The sequence below is a fragment of the Microcystis sp. 49638_E5 genome (genome assembly GCF_021300285.1).
In the GTDB taxonomy this organism is placed as follows: Bacteria; Cyanobacteriota; Cyanobacteriia; order Cyanobacteriales; family Microcystaceae; genus Microcystis; species Microcystis aeruginosa_C.
This window is the reverse complement of the sequence record NZ_JAJTDH010000035.1, coordinates 1-16,662: the sequence shown is the minus strand read 5'-3', so window position 1 is coordinate 16,662 and position 16,662 is coordinate 1. Positions and strand designations below refer to the sequence as shown.

Genomic DNA, 16,662 nt, shown 5'->3' with positions numbered 1-16,662 from the left:
CCTGAATTTTCCCCCCGACCACTCCCATATCTGGTACTTTTTGATTGACAAAAAGTCTAAAAGTCTTACCCAACAAGGTTTTTAGATTTATTCAGCTAACCCTATCTACTCACCCAGATTACAGAGGTCGATAGACACGGTAATCAATATTGGGGAAAATATTATCGATTTCCTCGACTTTTTGCAACCAACCAGAGTCAATCTTCTCGGATTTCACATCTTCATAGATTTTATTTAACCGCAGCAGGTGGGAACGAGTGCGCCGGACAGCATAGGGAACCATTGTACCGGTTCGCATAATAAAGGCCCAGTCAGAAGATTGCGCTAATAATAACTCCCGGGCTGCCTGATTTAAAGCCCGTTCCTGTAATTCATCCTCCGCTTCGTGATGACTTAATTCAATCATCCGTTCCGTGCCTTTGTGTAGGTGAGGATAGATCCAAGCGTTAGTTTCATTCAGCCAGTATTCATGGAAACCCTTATAACCCCAACTGGATTGGGAAGGACGACAGACCTGCTGAGTCGGGTTAGCCCGGAGATAATCGGCTAAATGGGTCATTTGGTAGATATTTTGGTCATACCAGGACTTACGGAACAGAAAATCAATAAACCAGGGTCCCTCATACCACCAGTGACCGAATAACTCGGCATCGTAGGGAGAAACAACCAGGGGAGGACGGCCCATAATTCCCGCTAAACTCTCCACTTGCCGCTCGCGATTATACATAAAATTGCCCGCGTGTTCGGCGGCTTTTTCTTTGGCCCAGTAAGGGTCATAAAGCCCTTTTTCCGATAAACCACCGTCCCGGCTAGTAATTTTATGGTATTTGATGCCTATATTCTTGCGTTGACCGTTGGGCATGATATAGGGCTTAATATACTCGTATTCCGCTTCCCAGCCCAAATCTTTATAGAATTCCCGATAAACTATATCCCCCGGATAACCGACTTGGGAAGACCAAACCTGTTGAGAAGATTCGTGGTCACGACCGAAAGCAGCCACCCCGGTTTCCGTGAAAATGGGCGCGTAACTGCCGTAACGGGGGCGAGGACGACCGTAGAGAATACCGTGGCCATCGACGAGGAAGTAACGAATGCCCGCATCGGCTAACATTCTTTCTACCCCTTCGTAGTAGGCACATTCCGGCAACCAAATGCCCTTGGGACGACGACCGAAATTTTCTTCGTAGTGTTGACAGGCCACCTCAATTTGCGCCCAGACCGCTTGTGGGTACATTTTCATCAGGGGCATATAACCGTGAGTCGCACCACAGGTGATAATTTCTAGGTTATTACTGTCAAGGAATTGTTTAAAAGCTTTGACCAGATCTCGATCGTATTTTTCCCAAGTTTGTCGGATACTTTGGAAGGATTCAGCGTAATATTCGGCTAAGTAGCGAATATGGCCATTGTGTTGATTATGGTCGATTTCTTTAGCAATTAATTCTTCTAACTTACCTAAGTGTTCTTCATAACGCTCTTGCAGTAACGGATCCCGCAGCATCGACACCAACGGCGGAGTCATGCTCATGGTCATTTTAAAATCGATACCGTCCCGCTTGAGACCTTCAAAAACTTGCAGCAGAGGGATGTAGGTTTCTGTGATTGCTTCGTATAACCATTCTTCTTCGAGGACGTAATCGCTTTCGGGATGGCGGACGAAAGGGAGATGCGCGTGGAGAACTAGGGCAACATAGCCAAAAGCCATAGGATTTCTTCTTAGAATTAAGGAATAAAACTTTAAGATTAGGTTGAGTAGATTTTATACTATCTTAAGCTTCTACAATAAAGAATATGATAAAAGTCGATCGATCGTCGATCGATCTCGTCAATCCCTAGGTTTACTAATTTTCCGATGCTCCCATCTAACGAGCCACTGACTGCTTTAGGGAGAGAGACGACAACGCCTCTCTCGATTCAACTTTTGCTGTTTGTTGATGACCGTCCCAGTTCTCAAGAAATTATCCGTCAAATTCAGGCCTATCTCCAGTCTTTAAAGTCTGATTACCCGATTGACCTACAAATCATCGAAATTCGCCAGCAACCTCATTTAGTCGAACATTTTCGCCTTGTAGCTACCCCCGCCTTGGTCAAAATTGCCCCCGGCCCCCGCCATACCCTCGCGGGCAGTAATCTGGTGGAACAGTTTAAAAAATGGTTGGTACGTTGGCAAAAAGCGATTAAAGAGGAGGTCAAAAATCATCACGCTGATGATGCACAACTTCAAGAGGTGGAACATTCGGGCGAACTCATCCGCATCGCCGATGAGGTTTTTCGTCTCAAACAGGAAAAGGAAGAATTATTAGAACAATTAAAATTTAAAGACCAAATTTTGGCTATGTTAGCCCACGATTTACGCAGTCCTCTTACCGCCGCTTCCATCGCCGTGGAAACCCTCGAATTAGCCTATCATCAACCAGATACTGAGCGCAGTCTGCAATTACGAGAACAACTGCACCAACAGGCCCGCAAACAGTTCCGGATTATGAACCGTTTGATTACGGATATTCTGCAAGCTTCTAAGAGCATGGCGGCGCAATTCACTCTCCAACAGAGTAAATTCTATCTGCAAGCCCTCTGTCAGGAAATTTTGTCCCAATTTACCGATACTTTTCAGGAAAAGACTTTAATTCTCCAAAGCGATATCCCCCAAGATCTGCCCCCCGTCTATGCTGATGAGGAGTTAATCCGACAGGTGATTATTAATCTCTTGGAGAATGGCATCAAATATACCCCCGCCGGCGGCGCAATTACCCTTTCTGTCCTCCATCGTACTACTCAAAAAGTACAAGTGAGCATCAGTGATACCGGCCCCGGCATTCCCGAAGAAAAACAAGAGCATATTTTTGAGGGTCATGTGCGTCTCAAACGGGATGAGGGTAAAGAAGGTTATGGCATCGGTTTATCGGTCTGTCGCAAGATTATTCGCGCCCACTACGGTCAAATTTGGGTGGATAGTGTCCCCGACCACGGCAGTAGTTTTCACTTCACCCTGCCAGTTTATCGCTAAAATGCTCCGCCAACCAATGATCAATGTCCCCTAAAACTAAGTCGGGGATTTCCCAGGGGAACAGATGGGCCGTATCCGGGTAACATTTCCACTGAGACAGTTTCAGTTTTGCCGCCGTTTCTTGGCTCGAGGCACTGGTAATATGGCGATCATTTGCCCCCGCCAGAACCAAGCAGGGAATTGTGATTCTGTCAAGAGATTTTAAACAATTGTAACCTTTTTTTAAAGCCCGATTTAAAGCGCGATCAGCAGCTGGAGAAGTGCCTAAGTAGGCGGTAACAGCATCTTGAGCGAGATATTGATAGGATATCGCTTGATGTTGTGAAAAAAGGTACTGAAACAGCGAACGACGGGCAAAAGTATCAATATTCCAACGCCATCCCGGTTTGATCTGATTGAGAATTGCCGCCATCCCCGTCAAAATCAGATCCGTGGTGGTGATAGGAGGATGACTACCCCAAGGCCGCGCAGCCGAAGCCACGAGAATTAAACCAGGAAAGCGATCGGGATGGCGCAATACTAATTCCAGGGCGATTATACCCCCCAAAGACCAACCGAGAATTAAACATTGCTGGATTTTTTGGCGATCGAGCAGCTCGATTAAATCCTCTAGATGTTCTTCTAGCTGAAAATCCAGGCGATAACGACTTTTACCGTAGCCGCGCAGATCCGGGGCCAGGGTTTGCCAACGTTGGCAAAAATGATCGGTAAATACAGACATACTACCTGCCGAACCGGGATGACCGTGCAGACAGAGAATCGGATAGCCATTACCTTTAATGTTAACGTTTAGAGCGATCGACATTGAGCAGTTATCAGTTATCAGTTATCAGATTTGAGTTTTAAGTGAGCAGTATGTATTAAGCGAGCAGTATTAAATAGCAGTTTCCTGCTGTCTTTTCACTGTTCACTGTTTACTGATCACTGATTATTGACTGGGATATATGGGTGATCGAGTCTCTGGTAAGTCATACTAGAGAATGGGAGAGAGTTGGTCTAGAGGTTGCGGGATCATTTTATCAATGATTCCGAGGAAAGTCCGAACTCCCGAAAGACCACACTTGCTGGATAACGTCCAGTGCGCGTGAGCGTGAGGATAGTGCCACAGAAAAATACCGCCCCCTTTTTTCAGTAATCAGTAAACAGTAATCAGTAACGAAAGTAAATTTACTGATAACTTTCCACTGATAACTGATAACTGATAACTGATTGGGGGTAAGGGTGCAAAGGTGCGGTAAGAGCGCACCAGCAGTATTGAGAGGTACTGGCTCGGTAAACCCCGGTGGGGAGCAAGGTGGAGGGACAAAGGTTGGTCTTTTTCCTGTCCCGTTCTTAGGAACCGCTTGAGGTAATTGGTGACAATTATCCCAGATAGATAACCTCTATTCCAACAAAGGTAAAAGCAATTTTACTGCTGTTGGGAAATACAGAATTCGGCTTATGTCTGACTCTCTCCTTTAAGTAGTCATGCAAAATAAATTTCCTAGTGAAGACAGGCAAGAGGCAATAGGCAAGAGGCAAAAGCTTTATCGAAATGTGTAATTAATTTTGCTTAGGTACTTATCAGTTATCAGTTATCAGTTATCAGGAGTCAGTATTCAGTATTCAGGAGATAGGAGATTGCTTTTATTTATTCTCCCCACACCCCACACCCCACACCCTACACCCTACACCCTACACCCCACACCCTACACCCCACACCCCTGCTCCCCGCTCCCATGTCCTTAAGTGATCCGCGTCGCCAAAAACAATTAAAAACCCTAGTGGAAAAGCTGGGTTTATCGGCTGATGTCCCCGTCAGATGGGATTTATTAGATTTGGCCCTAACTCATCCCAGTGTTTCCCGTGATAAGAATTATGAACAATTGGAATTTGTGGGCGATTCTGTGGTAAGACTCGTGGCGGCGGAGGTATTGTTAGAAACCTATCCGGAGGCCCTAGTGGGAGAATTTGCTGCGCTGCGATCGATGATGGTTAGCGATCGCACTCTGGCGGAATTTGCGGATCGCTACGGTTTCGAGCGTTATTTGTTGGTATCAAGTAGTACGAGTATCGATCAAGCGGGGAGAATTTCCCGACTAGCAGACGCTTTTGAGGCGGTCTTGGGAGCATTATATCTTAGTACACAGACAATGATTTTAGTGCGTTCTTGGTTAGATGAGCCACTAAGGGAAAAAGCGGCCGAAATTCGTCGAGATCCGGCCCGACAGAATTATAAGGATGCCTTGCAGGAGTGGACACAAGCAACATACAAAAAACTGCCGCAATATTTAGTAAAAGAAATCAATGGCTTAGATCAAGAACGTTTTTGTGCGGAAGTGTGGTTAAATGAGCAGAAATTAGGAGTGGGAACAGGCAGAAGCAAAAAAGCGGCGGAACAGGCGGCGGCTAAATCGGCTTTTCTAGAAGTGGTTAAAGGCTAAATGCGGGCATTTTTGCCTAACGAACGAATTGCCAGAGGCGAATTTTAAAATCATAATTACCACTAGCCAAATACTGCCCATCGGGACTAAAAGCTAGGGATTCCACCCAGTCGGAATTATTATCAAACCAAGCTAACTGTTTACCCGTCGTCACATCCCATAAACGCACCCCGTCATTACTAGCACTAGCGAGAATTTGTCCGTTAGGATGGAGTGCCAGGGAGCGAATTCGGGCTGTATGACCGATGAGAGTAAATAATAACTTATTATTGCTCGTATCCCAGATTTTAATCGTGCGGTCTAAACTACCCGTAATTAAATTTTTGCCGTCGGGAGTGTATAAAAGCTTGCTAACCGCTTGGGGATGGGCGGAAAATTTCGACAAAAATTTGCCCTCGCGGATGTCCCAAAAATTTACCTCACCGTTTTCATGACCACTGGCAAGGGTGACACCATCGGATTTCATCCCTAGGGAATAAACAAAATTACCCACCCAATTTAAACGATAGAGGGGACGGCGGGGGGGTTGCACTGTCCAGAGGCGAATTCCTTCCAAACCACCACTAATTAAGGTTTTACCATCGGGAGTAACGGTGAGGGCGAGGACCGTATTACCGTGTTCGAGGGCAATTCCTAAATACTTGCCTTCCACCAGATTCCAAAAATTAATCGAACCATCTAAACCGCTACTAACTAATAATCTTTCGTTGGGACTAATGGCTAAAGCTTTGACGCTGGTTCTTTGGGCGCGAGTTTGGGAAACTTTTTGCCCCGTTTTTACGGACCAAATTCTCAGGAGAGGATCCGTATCACTACCACCAGCGAGAACCAATTGGTTATCGGGGCTGAAAATCACAGCATTAGGGGTGGATTGTTGCCCTTCTAAGGTTTTAGCGAGGGTAAGTCTGCCTAAACCTTCTACTAGGATAGTTTCTGGGGTTTTTTGGCCACTTTCAGCTGCGGGTTTAGGGGGTGCAATGGGACTTTGGGCCTGACTAAGCTGATGTTCTCCGATTGTCAGCGTGGTTAAGACAGTGACCACAATTGCCCCGACAAGTTTCTCCCCACCTATAAATCGGAATTTCATAAATTTAGTTGAATATTAACGGTGCTATAGATTCTAGCCTTTGAGGGGATTGACTGCCAAGCAAGGTCAGATTTTTGAGCTAAGAAGGTCGATTTTTTTCGTTTTTCAGGGTTGGTAAAGCTACTTGACCCGATTGGGGCGGTAAATAGTATCTTGCCGCTTCTTCTTGGTTGATTTGCTGGCTTTTTTGGCTCTGTTGCCACCTGGCGAAGATAGCGATCGCCATAATCGTTGCCCCTAAAGATAGCAGTGTCCATCTTTGTCCTAGAACCCCGATGATGACATCTACTGCCGCTGCGGTAAAGATAAAGCTAGTTATTGGTTCTTGACGGTAAGCTTTCTTGAGAAAACGCGGCCAGAGGAGATTACTCATTTTATCTATTATTTCTACGGTTTCGATAATTCCAGCTTATCCTATCACCCTGAAAAATGTTGTTGATCGGGTGATGGGGGTTTTTCAGTAATCAGTAATCAGTGAACAGTAATCAGTAAGAAAAATAGTATTGTAAAGTATTAGGAACCCTAGGGGCTAAGTTTTGCCGCCAATTCCCCGTCCGACTTTTAGCCATCAATACTGTCCACCACGCTGAGAAAATCGTTGTGGATTAGCTCGGCGATAAAATTCTCCGGGTCGGTGATGGGAACAGTAACGCCTTGGCTGGCTACCATCTGTGCGGCCATCCGAGTCATGAAGTCCTGTCTTGTTTCCGCCATTCTACCCTGACATTGTTGTAATTTTTCTACCAATTCCAGTGGGGAATCGGCCACCAGTTTATCTCCCTCGCGGGTGACATAAATTGTCATCTTTCCTACCTCCTAAATGATCGGGAACGAGAATTCGGCACTACTAAACTACTTCTTTTCTCGCTATCATCATGGCTAGTTAGTTAGTCCCATCCTCGTCCGTCTTTCCCTATTTCCATTATTTGTTCTGGCTTGTCGCCTGGTAATTATTATTATCGCCAAAATAAAAGGATAAATTTGTCAATCTTTGTAACGAAAAATCAAGAAAAACTGTTCTCACCGTATCGCCCTGAACCTTTGCGGGGAAATTTGTTACAATAAATACAAAGGGAACTCCCCGCGCTGGCTTCCATCCCTAGTAAAAAATTGGCGGGGTAGGGAGCGGAAGTGAATAGTCCCGATCGGGGAGGCACTTGTCAGAGTTTCCCGCTTCCTTTAGTTTTAGGGGGAAAAGCCATGAAATCTGGAACATTATTATCGCCCGATCGACCGCTGCCAGAATTTCTCCGGTCAGCTATCCAAGACCGCTTTCCCGGGAAAGCGCTCGATGACCTCAGCGTCCGCTACTATGAAAGCGTCGAGGATGTGGGATACGAGTATTTTAATGATCGGGTGTTGCCGGCCTGTAGCGATGAGCCTGTCGTCCGCTATCTCGGCCCATTTATATCCTACGTCCGTCTAGGAGAAGCGTTAGTTTTGGATCGGCAAGATGGTCTTGTGGTTTACGAAACCGATCGAGATGTTCCCTGCACGGAAACTGGACCCTTCTGGTTGGTGACTCCTAAATCGCGCTGAAAAACCAAACCCAAGTTAGGATAAGGCTTTTAGACTTTTTTTCCCTGAAAAAGTGCCTACCATTGGAGTGATTGGGGGGAAAATTTAGGGATTTTTTCCCTGAAAATTAGGTAATTGACCACCTGAAAATGGATAAAACCCCACACCCCACACCCCACACCCCACACCCTGCCCCCACGAAAAACTTTTTCAGCAGCCCCTAGGTAAGACTCGACGGGTGGAGTCGGCAAGGGACAAAACCCGTCGCATTTTTATAACGCCTGCGATCGCAACCAAGCCACGGGTAGATAGAGCATTTTCTTGGCTAAAGGCACGAAGGCACGACGGGCGAAGACATCATAATTATTTGCTTCAATTACGTCTAAAATGCCTTGATAAAGCAGTAAAGCCGCCCAAACCGGCCAACGGGAATCGGGATTAAGGGCGCGGATCCCCCTTTCGGCGGAATCGTAGTAATAACGAGCGCGCTCAATTTGGAAGCGCATTAACGCCTGCCAACGGTGATCATTAACCCCTTTGAGTAAATCGTCTTCGCTGTAGTTAAAACGCTCTAAATCCTCTAAAGGTAGATAAATCCGGCCACGATGGACATCTTCCCCCACATCCCGCAAAATATTGGTTAATTGATTGGCAATACCGAGATCGATCGCTTCTTCTTGGGGAATATAGACGCTTTGATTGCGTCGCCAAGGAGCCGAGCGATCGCCATCTTCCAATCCTAACACCGCGCTGGACATTAACCCCACCGTCCCTGCCACCCGATAGCAGTACAGTTTTAGTTCATCAAAGGTTTGATAACGACTGCGATAGAGATCCATCTGTTGCCCGGCAATCATATCCCGAAAGGGTTGGATATCCATGGGGAACTTTTCTAGAGTATCCACGAGAGCGACATCGGCATCCTCGAGGGCAACCCCAGAAAAGACGGTTTCTAGCTGTTTTTCCCATAAATCGAGGGTTTCAGGGGTAGTTAACCGGGCTTGGGGTCCATCGACCAGTTCATCGGTACGACGACACCAGACATAAATTGCCCAGATCGCTTGACGTTTTGCTTTCGGCATCAGGAGAGTACCGAGATAAAACGTTTTGGAATACTTCTCTGTAATCCGGCGACAGAGTTCGTAGGACTCCGCAAGGGAGACGAGGGGTTTGGTGGGGTGGGTCGGTTTTGGCAATTGGAGCATTCTGCTGGGGCGGAATGATTGACTTAGATTAACGGCGAACTGTGGCTAATGATATAGCATTGTCTCACTCAAGGCCATTTTCGTCATTAGTCCCTAGCCAGAGAATTAACGAGCGCTGGACACTGGTGTGGATTGGTTTTTATTCGGGTTTAGCGGTGCTGCGGGGTGATCTTTGCTGATCACTGCTGCCGCTAATTTTCCTGATAAAACCGCTCCTTCCATGCTTCCTAAATATTTTTGCATGGTATAGTCACCGGCGAGATAAAAATTCTCGATCGGAGTTTTCTGAGAAGGTCGATAAGCTTGTCGGCCAGGGGTGGCTTTATAAACTGATCGAGGAGTTTTCACCAGATGATATTTTAACAATTGACTGGGATTATCGCCAGTAAAATGTTGGGGAAAGAGTTTTTCTAGTTCTTTCATCGTGGCGGCGATAATTTCTTGATCGGATTTAGTAATCCAATCGTGAGCGGGAGCGAGAACTAATTCTAACATCGAGCGATCGGGGTTAGCGTATTCTTTACAGGTGTTGCTCATGTCAGCATAAACACTGAGTAAGGGCGAACGGGAGAATAATAAATGATCGATGTCGGTTAGTTTGCGATCAAACCAGAGGTGTAAATTAATGACGGGAACTCCTTCTAATCCTTCTAGTTTTTGAAAGAATTTATCTTCTTGCCAAGGCTTAGGCAGTAAAACTTTTAGAGGATCTACTGGCATCGCCGAAACATAAATATCTGCTTCAAAAAGATAATCTTCCCCACCGTCTAAACCGCGCATTAAGAAGGCTTTAACTGTGCCGTCTTCATTTAAGAGTATCTCTTTTAAAGGGGCATTTAAGCGCACTTCGCCACCTCTAGCGCTGATGTAATCGACTAAAGGTTGGCAGAGTCTTTCCGGGGGTGAACCGTCGAGAAAAGCCATTTTTGAGCCATTTTTCTCCTGTAAAAAGCGGTTGAGGGCTGTTAGTAGAATTGTGGCGGAAATCTCGTTAGGATCGATAAAGTTTAGGGCTTTCGACATAGCGATAAACACTTCTTTTTCTACCCTAGGGGGGATGTTTTGTTTCTCTAACCATTCCGACCAAGAATATTTATCCATCTCCTCGACGTAACTTTGGCCTTTAACAATGGCAGGGATTAAACCGAGTCCAAATTTAATTTTTTCCTCCCAAGTTAACATATCGTTATTGCGGAGAATGGCAACAATACCGTTAATTGGGGCGGGAATATCAGGGAAGTCAAACCGCGAATAGGTCCCTGGTTTTTCCGGCTGATTGAAGATCATCGAGTGTTCTTTCCACTGTAAACGATCCTCTATGCCTAATTCTTGGAATAATTGCAGCATATTGGGATAAGCGCCAAAGAAGATATGTAAACCGGTTTCGTACCAGTCCCCATCGGCATCTTTCCAAGCGGCAATTTTTCCCCCTAATACATCGCGACGTTCCAGTACGATGGGCGTATGTCCCGCATCGACAAGGTATTTCGCACAAGATAATCCGGCTAGTCCCGCACCAGCGATCGCAACTCGCATCGTTTCCTATCTACTCTCTAATGTCTTGTCTTTATCACATTCGCTATTATACTTCACATTTCGTTACATTTTTTTTCAGATTGTCGAGAAGGCAGGGGGCAAGAGGCAAAAGGTAGGAGACAGGAGATTATTTTTATTTATTCTCCCCATTTCCCCACACCCGTTCGGACCTCGGCCTGAGTTCAGCGTTCGACAAAAGCTCACGGGCGAAGCCCACACCCCACTTCATAATTCATAATTCATAATTCATAATTACCCCTCCCCACTTCCTTGATGACTGCTTACTGGTCACTGATAACTGTTTGCTGGTCACTGATAACTGATAACTGGTCACTGCTTACTGGTCACTGATAACTGATAACTGATATTGTGATATGTAATTAGCTTAATTCGCTTACCTTTTTAGTTCACGCGTACACCCTCTTCAATTGATCGCTATGACTTTTCCCACTACGTCACCTCAAGTCTCGGAAATAGAGAATAATCGTGCTTGGCATAATTTAACTGGGGAACAAACCCTCGAAATCCTGAGAACCAATGGGGAAACCGGCTTAATTGAGGACGAAATTGTTAAAAGAAAAGATATTTTCGGTTTAAATGAACTAAAAGAAACGGGGGGACGTAGCCCGTTAATGATTTTATGGGAACAGTTTACTAACATTATGTTAGTGATGCTGATTGCCGTGGCGGTGGTTTCGGCAGTTTTGGACTTAAAAAAAGGGGAATTTCCCAAAGATGCGATCGCTATTTTTACAATTGTTATTTTAAACGGTATTTTAGGATATTTACAGGAAAGTCGGGCAGAAAAGGCTTTAGCCGCCCTTAAGCAGTTATCCTCGCCGAAAGTCCGGGTTATTCGTAATGGTAGCACCTTTGAAGTGGCGGCCAAGGAACTTGTCCCCGGGGATATCATGTTGCTGGAAGCGGGGGTACAAATTGCCGCCGATGGCAGATTATTAGAAGCACAAAACCTGCAAATCCGGGAAGCTGCCTTAACGGGGGAAGCGGAATCGGTGAATAAACAAGCACAGAAGGTTTTACCGGAGGATGCCTCTTTAGGCGATCGCATTAACCTCGTCTATCAGGGTACAGAAGTAGTACAGGGGCGGGGGAAAGTGGCGATTACCAAGACGGGAATGGATACGGAAATCGGTAAAATTGCCGCCATGTTGCAAGGAGTAGAAAGTGAACCAACTCCCCTACAGCAGCGAATGTCGCAGTTAGGTAACGTTTTAGTGAGTAGTTCCCTAGCTTTAGTGGCTCTAGTCGTGCTTGGGGGCGTAATTCGCTTTGGTTGGCAGTTTTTTGAATCATTCCTCGAAACTTCCCTCAGTATGGCTGTGGCCGTTGTTCCCGAAGGTTTACCGGCAGTGGTAACGGTGACATTGGCAATTGGAACCCAAAGAATGGTGAGAAGACAAGCTTTAATCCGTAAATTGCCGGCAGTGGAAACTTTAGGCTCTGTAACGACGATTTGCTCCGATAAAACCGGAACTTTAACTCAAAATAAAATGGTGGTGCAGAAAGTTAATACTTCCGAGCAGACAATTACTGTCACGGGGGAAGGTTACGCGCCTATCGGTGAGTTTAATGGTGTTAGTGAAAGTGATCCCGAACTACAGGCAATTTTAACGGCTTGTGTGCTGTGTAATGATGCACTTTTGCAAAATAAAGCGCAAGAATGGTTAATTTTAGGCGATCCCACCGAAGGAGCTTTACTGACGTTAGCGGGTAAAGGAGGACTATATCGGGAAGCATTAGCACCCAAAAGCCCTCGTTTAGGCGAATTTCCCTTTTCTTCCGAAAGAAAGAGAATGTCAGTAATCTGTGAGAATGCCCAGTTAGGTTTGGGGGATTCTGCCTATTTAATGTTTACCAAAGGCTCACCAGAATTAATTCTCGAACGTTGTTCTCTGATCCAAGTTGGGGCGGAAAGTCAACCCTTAACAGCTGAACAAAGAAGCCGTATTTTGGCACAAAATGACGAAATGGCGGGTAATGGCCTACGAGTCTTAGGTTTTTCCTATAAACCGATGACAGAAGTGCCAGAAGCGGAAAGAGAAGATAGTGAGGAACAATCCTTGGTTTGGTTGGGATTGGTGGGAATGCTCGATGCACCCCGCAAAGAAGTTAAAGAAGCGGTTGCCCTCTGTCGTCAAGCGGGAATTCGTCCGATTATGATTACCGGAGATCACCAATTAACCGCCAAGGCGATCGCCATTGAATTAGGCATTGCTGCCCCCGGGGAGCGAGTAATCACGGGTAAAGAATTAGAAAAAATGTCTCAGAATGATCTAGAGAGAGAGGTAGATGGTGTGAGCGTCTATGCTCGTGTTTCTCCCGAACATAAGCTGAGAATCGTCCAAGCTTTGCAAAAACGGGGCAAATTCGTCGCCATGACGGGGGACGGGGTGAACGATGCTCCGGCACTAAAACAAGCGGATATCGGCATCGCCATGGGCATTACCGGAACTGATGTCAGCAAAGAAGCCAGCGATATGATTTTGCTGGATGATAATTTTGCCACCATCGTCGCTGCCACTGAAGAAGGGCGCGTGGTTTACAGTAACATTCGGCGCTTTATTAAATACATTCTCGGCAGTAATATTGGCGAGGTTTTAACGATTGCAGCGGCTCCTCTGCTCGGTTTAGGCGGTGTACCCCTTTCTCCCTTGCAAATCCTCTGGATGAACCTTGTCACCGACGGTTTACCGGCTCTGGCTCTGGCAATGGAACCCGCCGAACCTAATGTGATGAAACGTCCACCTTTTAGCCCCCGGGAAAGCATTTTCGCTCGCGGTTTGGGTTGGTATATGATTCGCATCGGTGTGGTGTTTGCGATTCTGACCATTATTATGATGGCTTGGGCTTACCAATATACTCAGGCAACCCCCGAAATCGGAGATCCTGGACGCTGGAAAACCATGGTATTTACTACCCTCTGTTTAGCACAAATGGGTCATGCTTTAGCGGTGCGTTCCCATACCCAGTTAGCTGTGCAAATGAATCCCTTCTCTAATCCTTACATTATTGCCGCCGTGGGCTTGACAACGATCCTACAATTGTTGTTAATTTATGCTCCTCCTCTACAAAGCTTCTTCGGCACTCAATGGATTAGTGGCACAGAATTATTAATCTGTTTTGGATTTAGTGCCTTAATGTTTGTTTGGATCGAGTTGGAGAAGTTATTTATTCGCTGGTTCATGACGAAAAAATAAATCAATGCCAACACCAATTATTCTGACTTTAACGGTTTTAGTCGTTGCTTTAGTCGCTTTCGTGGCGGAATGGCTACCGGTAGATTTAACCGCTTTATGTGTGGCGATTGTCCTGATTCTGTTGGGTTTAGTTACTCCTGAAGAAGGTATCGCCGGATTTAGTAGTTCTGCTACGGTGACGGTGATGGCGATGTTTGTGCTTAGTGCCGGAATTACCCGCACGGGAGTGATTCAAGTAATTCGCGATCGCTTGCTGGCTTGGGGGGGAAAAAGTCCCCACCAACAGGTATTTGTCCTAGGGGCATTAGTGGGGCCGATTAGTGCTTTTATTAATAACACGGCAGTGGTGGCAATCTTTTTACCTATCGTTGAAGATTGGTGTAAAAAACAAAAAATTTCCCCTTCTAAGTTATTAATTCCCCTTTCCTACGCCACGGTTTTAGCGGGGATGATTACCGTGGTGGGGACTTCTACTAACATTCTCGCTAGTGGTATTTCTGCCAAGCTGGGTTATGGGGAATTTAGTTTATTTCAATTCACTGCTTTAGGAGTAGTAACTTTTTTAGCAGGTTTGATTTATTTAACAATTTTTGCCCCGAAATTACTACCCGATCGCAAATCTTCCACGGGGGAATTTTTAGACGATGATTACGGTTCTAAAGTATATCTGAGTGAGGTAATTATTGCCCCTCGTTCTAATCTTATTGGTCAAACTTTATCCCAAAGTGGACTACAAAGAAAGTTTAATTTTGATGTGTTGGAATTAATCAGAAATAAGGTACATTTATCCCAACCTTTAGCTGATAAAGTTCTCAATGCTGGCGATATTTTAATCGTTCATAGTAGTCGGGAAGAACTATTAAAAATTAAAGATGAACGAGGCTTAGAAATCTTTGCCGATGTCAAATTTCAGAAAGGAGATATTGAATCGACAATTACTACAGGTGAGGAAAAATTAGCCGAGGTTTTGATTCTCTCTAATTCCCGTTTAATTGGGACAACTTTAAAAGATTTGAAATTCCGTCAGCGTTATAACGCAACAGTTCTAGCGATTAGACGTGGTTCGGAATTACTACAAGGAAGATTGGGGAAAATTCCTTTAAAGTTTGGCGATTTGCTCTTAGTTCAGGGACCAAAACAGAGTTTTATTGGGTTACAAACCACGCGAGAATTATTAGTCTTAGAAGAAAAAGATATCGAATCCCTGCGAAAGGATAAGGGGATTATTGCTTTAATAATTACTTTGTCGGTGATTATTATTGCTGCTTTTGATATTCAACCAATTCTCGTCACCAGTTTAGTTGGGGTGGTTTTAATGGTAATTACTGGCTGTCTAAAACCCGGGGAAGTCTATGGTTCCATTCGTTGGGATATTATCTTTTTATTAGCGGGTTTAATTCCCCTGGGTACTGCCATGGATAACTCGGGAACGACTAAATGGTTAGCAGATAATTTAGTGGCTATCGGCGGCCATCTTTCGGGGTTTTGGATCTTAGTTTTCTTCTATCTAATTACCTCAGTTTTGACTGAAATCCTCTCTAATAACGCCGCCGTGGTTTTAATGATTCCCGTCGCCGTAGAAGTGGCGAAAACTTTGGGTTTAAATCCTTTGGCTTTTATGTATGCTGTCACCTTTGCTGCTTCTAATAGTTATCTAACACCGATTGGCTATCAAACTAACACCATGGTTTATGCACCAGGCGGCTATAAATTCCTCGATTTTACCCGTTTGGGTGCGCCCCTAAATTTAATTTTGACGATTTTAACCCCAGTTTTAATCGTGGTGTTTTATGGCTTGAAATAAAGAAAGAGATCGAAGATTCTTCGATCTCTAAAAAGAATTTGATCAGTAGTCAAAACTATTTCGATTCGGCGAAGCGTTTACGCAGGGATTCGGCTCGCTTTTTCGCTACGGTATTGTTAGGATCAAATTTGAGAGTTTCTTCGTAGGTTTCGAGAGCTTTTTTAGCCATTTGTTTCTTTTCGTAAACATTGCCAAGATTATTGAGAGCGATAGAGTATTCAGGATAAAGTTTAATTGCTTCTTTGTAGTTACGAATCGCTAATTCTAATTGTTCTTGGGCAAAATAGGAAAAACCGATCGCATTGTAGATTAGGGCTTGATTTTCTGGTTCGATGCTTTCTTCCCCAGAGATTTTTAAAGCCTTTTGTAGTAAACTCAATGCTTGAACATAGAGTTTTTTATCGAGATAAAGACTCCCTAATTCATAGTAATCTTTAGCTGTACCTTTTTCTTTTTGCAATTTCTTTTGTAGCTTGTTAAAGGTTCCTTCTACTCGACGGGTTTTAAAGATTTGCACGATGACAAAAATTCCTAAACCAATCACGAAAATTAGCAATCCAGAAACGTAAATAAGCGGCAGGGTATCTTCCATAATTAGCGATCGAGCAATTAATATTTTTATACTTATTCCCCCAAATTATAGCAGGATTTAGTCAGTGATCAGTGATCAGTTATCAGATGTGAGTTTTCAGTTCACTGTTCACTGTTCACAGCAAAAAACTCCCTTCTCCCCACCCCCCCACTCCCTAGGGCTGTTTCATTTAAATTAAGTACAGCTGATTTTGAGTCAATAAATTTGACTTAAGATTCTCAAGTTTATCTTTTTCTAACCAAAAGAGTTAGTCACAATAATTAATCTTT

General features: G+C 44.7%; 12 protein-coding genes, 1 other RNA gene and 1 pseudogene. 6 read left to right on the top strand and 8 right to left on the bottom strand.

Annotated elements, in window-relative coordinates:
* Window positions 1–118: 118 nt before the first annotated feature.
* A complete protein-coding gene (locus LW728_RS11655; protein WP_002801847.1) occupies window positions 119–1,708 on the bottom strand; it encodes a glycoside hydrolase family 57 protein in 1,590 nt (529 codons plus the stop codon).
* 147 nt (window positions 1,709–1,855) lie between these two features.
* Between LW728_RS11655 and LW728_RS11650 the strand changes: the two genes are divergently transcribed.
* Window positions 1,856–3,010 (top strand): histidine kinase, encoded by a 1,155-nt coding sequence (locus LW728_RS11650; RefSeq protein ID WP_287668636.1) that lies wholly within the window; start codon window positions 1,856–1,858, stop codon window positions 3,008–3,010.
* On the opposite strand, the gene LW728_RS11645 is transcribed toward LW728_RS11650, so the two are convergent.
* A complete protein-coding gene (locus LW728_RS11645) occupies window positions 2,988–3,815 on the bottom strand; it encodes an alpha/beta fold hydrolase (protein ID WP_287766742.1) in 828 nt (275 codons plus the stop codon). The genes LW728_RS11650 and LW728_RS11645 overlap by 23 nt on opposite strands.
* A 182-nt stretch (window positions 3,816–3,997) precedes the next feature.
* Here LW728_RS11645 and rnpB point away from each other — a divergent pair.
* An RNA gene (rnpB, locus tag LW728_RS11640) (RNase P RNA component class A) lies at window positions 3,998–4,466 on the top strand.
* Window positions 4,467–4,728: 262 nt separating this feature from the next.
* On the top strand, window positions 4,729–5,433 hold the full coding sequence (rnc, locus tag LW728_RS11635) for a ribonuclease III (RefSeq protein ID WP_287668630.1): 705 nt from the start codon (window positions 4,729–4,731) through the stop codon (window positions 5,431–5,433).
* Window positions 5,434–5,449: 16 nt separating this feature from the next.
* On the opposite strand, the gene LW728_RS11630 is transcribed toward rnc, so the two are convergent.
* The 3 genes from LW728_RS11630 to LW728_RS11620 all read right to left on the bottom strand — a co-directional run bounded on the left by LW728_RS11630 (window position 5,450) and on the right by LW728_RS11620 (window position 7,324).
* Window positions 5,450–6,520: a WD40 repeat domain-containing protein gene (locus LW728_RS11630; RefSeq protein ID WP_287766741.1), complete on the bottom strand. Its 1,071-nt coding sequence runs from the start codon at window positions 6,518–6,520 to the stop codon at window positions 5,450–5,452.
* A gap of 79 nt (window positions 6,521–6,599) precedes the next feature.
* Window positions 6,600–6,893 carry a hypothetical protein gene (locus tag LW728_RS11625; RefSeq protein ID WP_002801852.1) on the bottom strand — a complete coding sequence of 98 codons (294 nt, stop codon included), beginning with the start codon at window positions 6,891–6,893 and terminating at the stop codon, window positions 6,600–6,602.
* Window positions 6,894–7,081: 188 nt separating this feature from the next.
* Window positions 7,082–7,324, bottom strand: a complete 243-nt coding sequence (locus LW728_RS11620) for a hypothetical protein (RefSeq protein ID WP_002795543.1) — start codon at window positions 7,322–7,324, stop codon at window positions 7,082–7,084.
* Between the two features lie 257 nt (window positions 7,325–7,581).
* Here LW728_RS11620 and LW728_RS11615 point away from each other — a divergent pair.
* Window positions 7,582–8,059 (top strand): annotated as a pseudogene (locus tag LW728_RS11615) (hypothetical protein).
* Window positions 8,060–8,310: 251 nt separating this feature from the next.
* Here LW728_RS11615 and crtB read toward each other — a convergent pair.
* Together crtB and pds are read right to left on the bottom strand one after the other, a co-directional pair.
* The gene (gene crtB / locus LW728_RS11610; RefSeq protein ID WP_002801854.1) at window positions 8,311–9,243 is read right to left on the bottom strand and encodes a 15-cis-phytoene synthase CrtB; all 933 of its coding nucleotides are present in this window, start codon (window positions 9,241–9,243) and stop codon (window positions 8,311–8,313) included.
* Window positions 9,244–9,348: 105 nt separating this feature from the next.
* Window positions 9,349–10,779: a 15-cis-phytoene desaturase gene (gene pds / locus LW728_RS11605; RefSeq protein ID WP_287668618.1), complete on the bottom strand. Its 1,431-nt coding sequence runs from the start codon at window positions 10,777–10,779 to the stop codon at window positions 9,349–9,351.
* A 437-nt stretch (window positions 10,780–11,216) separates the two neighbouring features.
* On the opposite strand from pds, the gene LW728_RS11600 reads away from it, so the two are divergent.
* Window positions 11,217–13,997, top strand: coding sequence for a cation-translocating P-type ATPase (locus tag LW728_RS11600; protein ID WP_287766740.1), 2,781 nt, complete (start codon window positions 11,217–11,219; stop codon window positions 13,995–13,997).
* Between the two features lie 4 nt (window positions 13,998–14,001).
* The gene (locus tag LW728_RS11595) at window positions 14,002–15,801 is read left to right on the top strand and encodes an SLC13 family permease (RefSeq protein ID WP_287766739.1); all 1,800 of its coding nucleotides are present in this window, start codon (window positions 14,002–14,004) and stop codon (window positions 15,799–15,801) included.
* 55 nt (window positions 15,802–15,856) lie between these two features.
* On the opposite strand, the gene LW728_RS11590 is transcribed toward LW728_RS11595, so the two are convergent.
* On the bottom strand, window positions 15,857–16,393 hold the full coding sequence (locus LW728_RS11590) for a tetratricopeptide repeat protein (RefSeq protein WP_002801858.1): 537 nt from the start codon (window positions 16,391–16,393) through the stop codon (window positions 15,857–15,859).
* Window positions 16,394–16,662 lie beyond the last annotated feature (269 nt).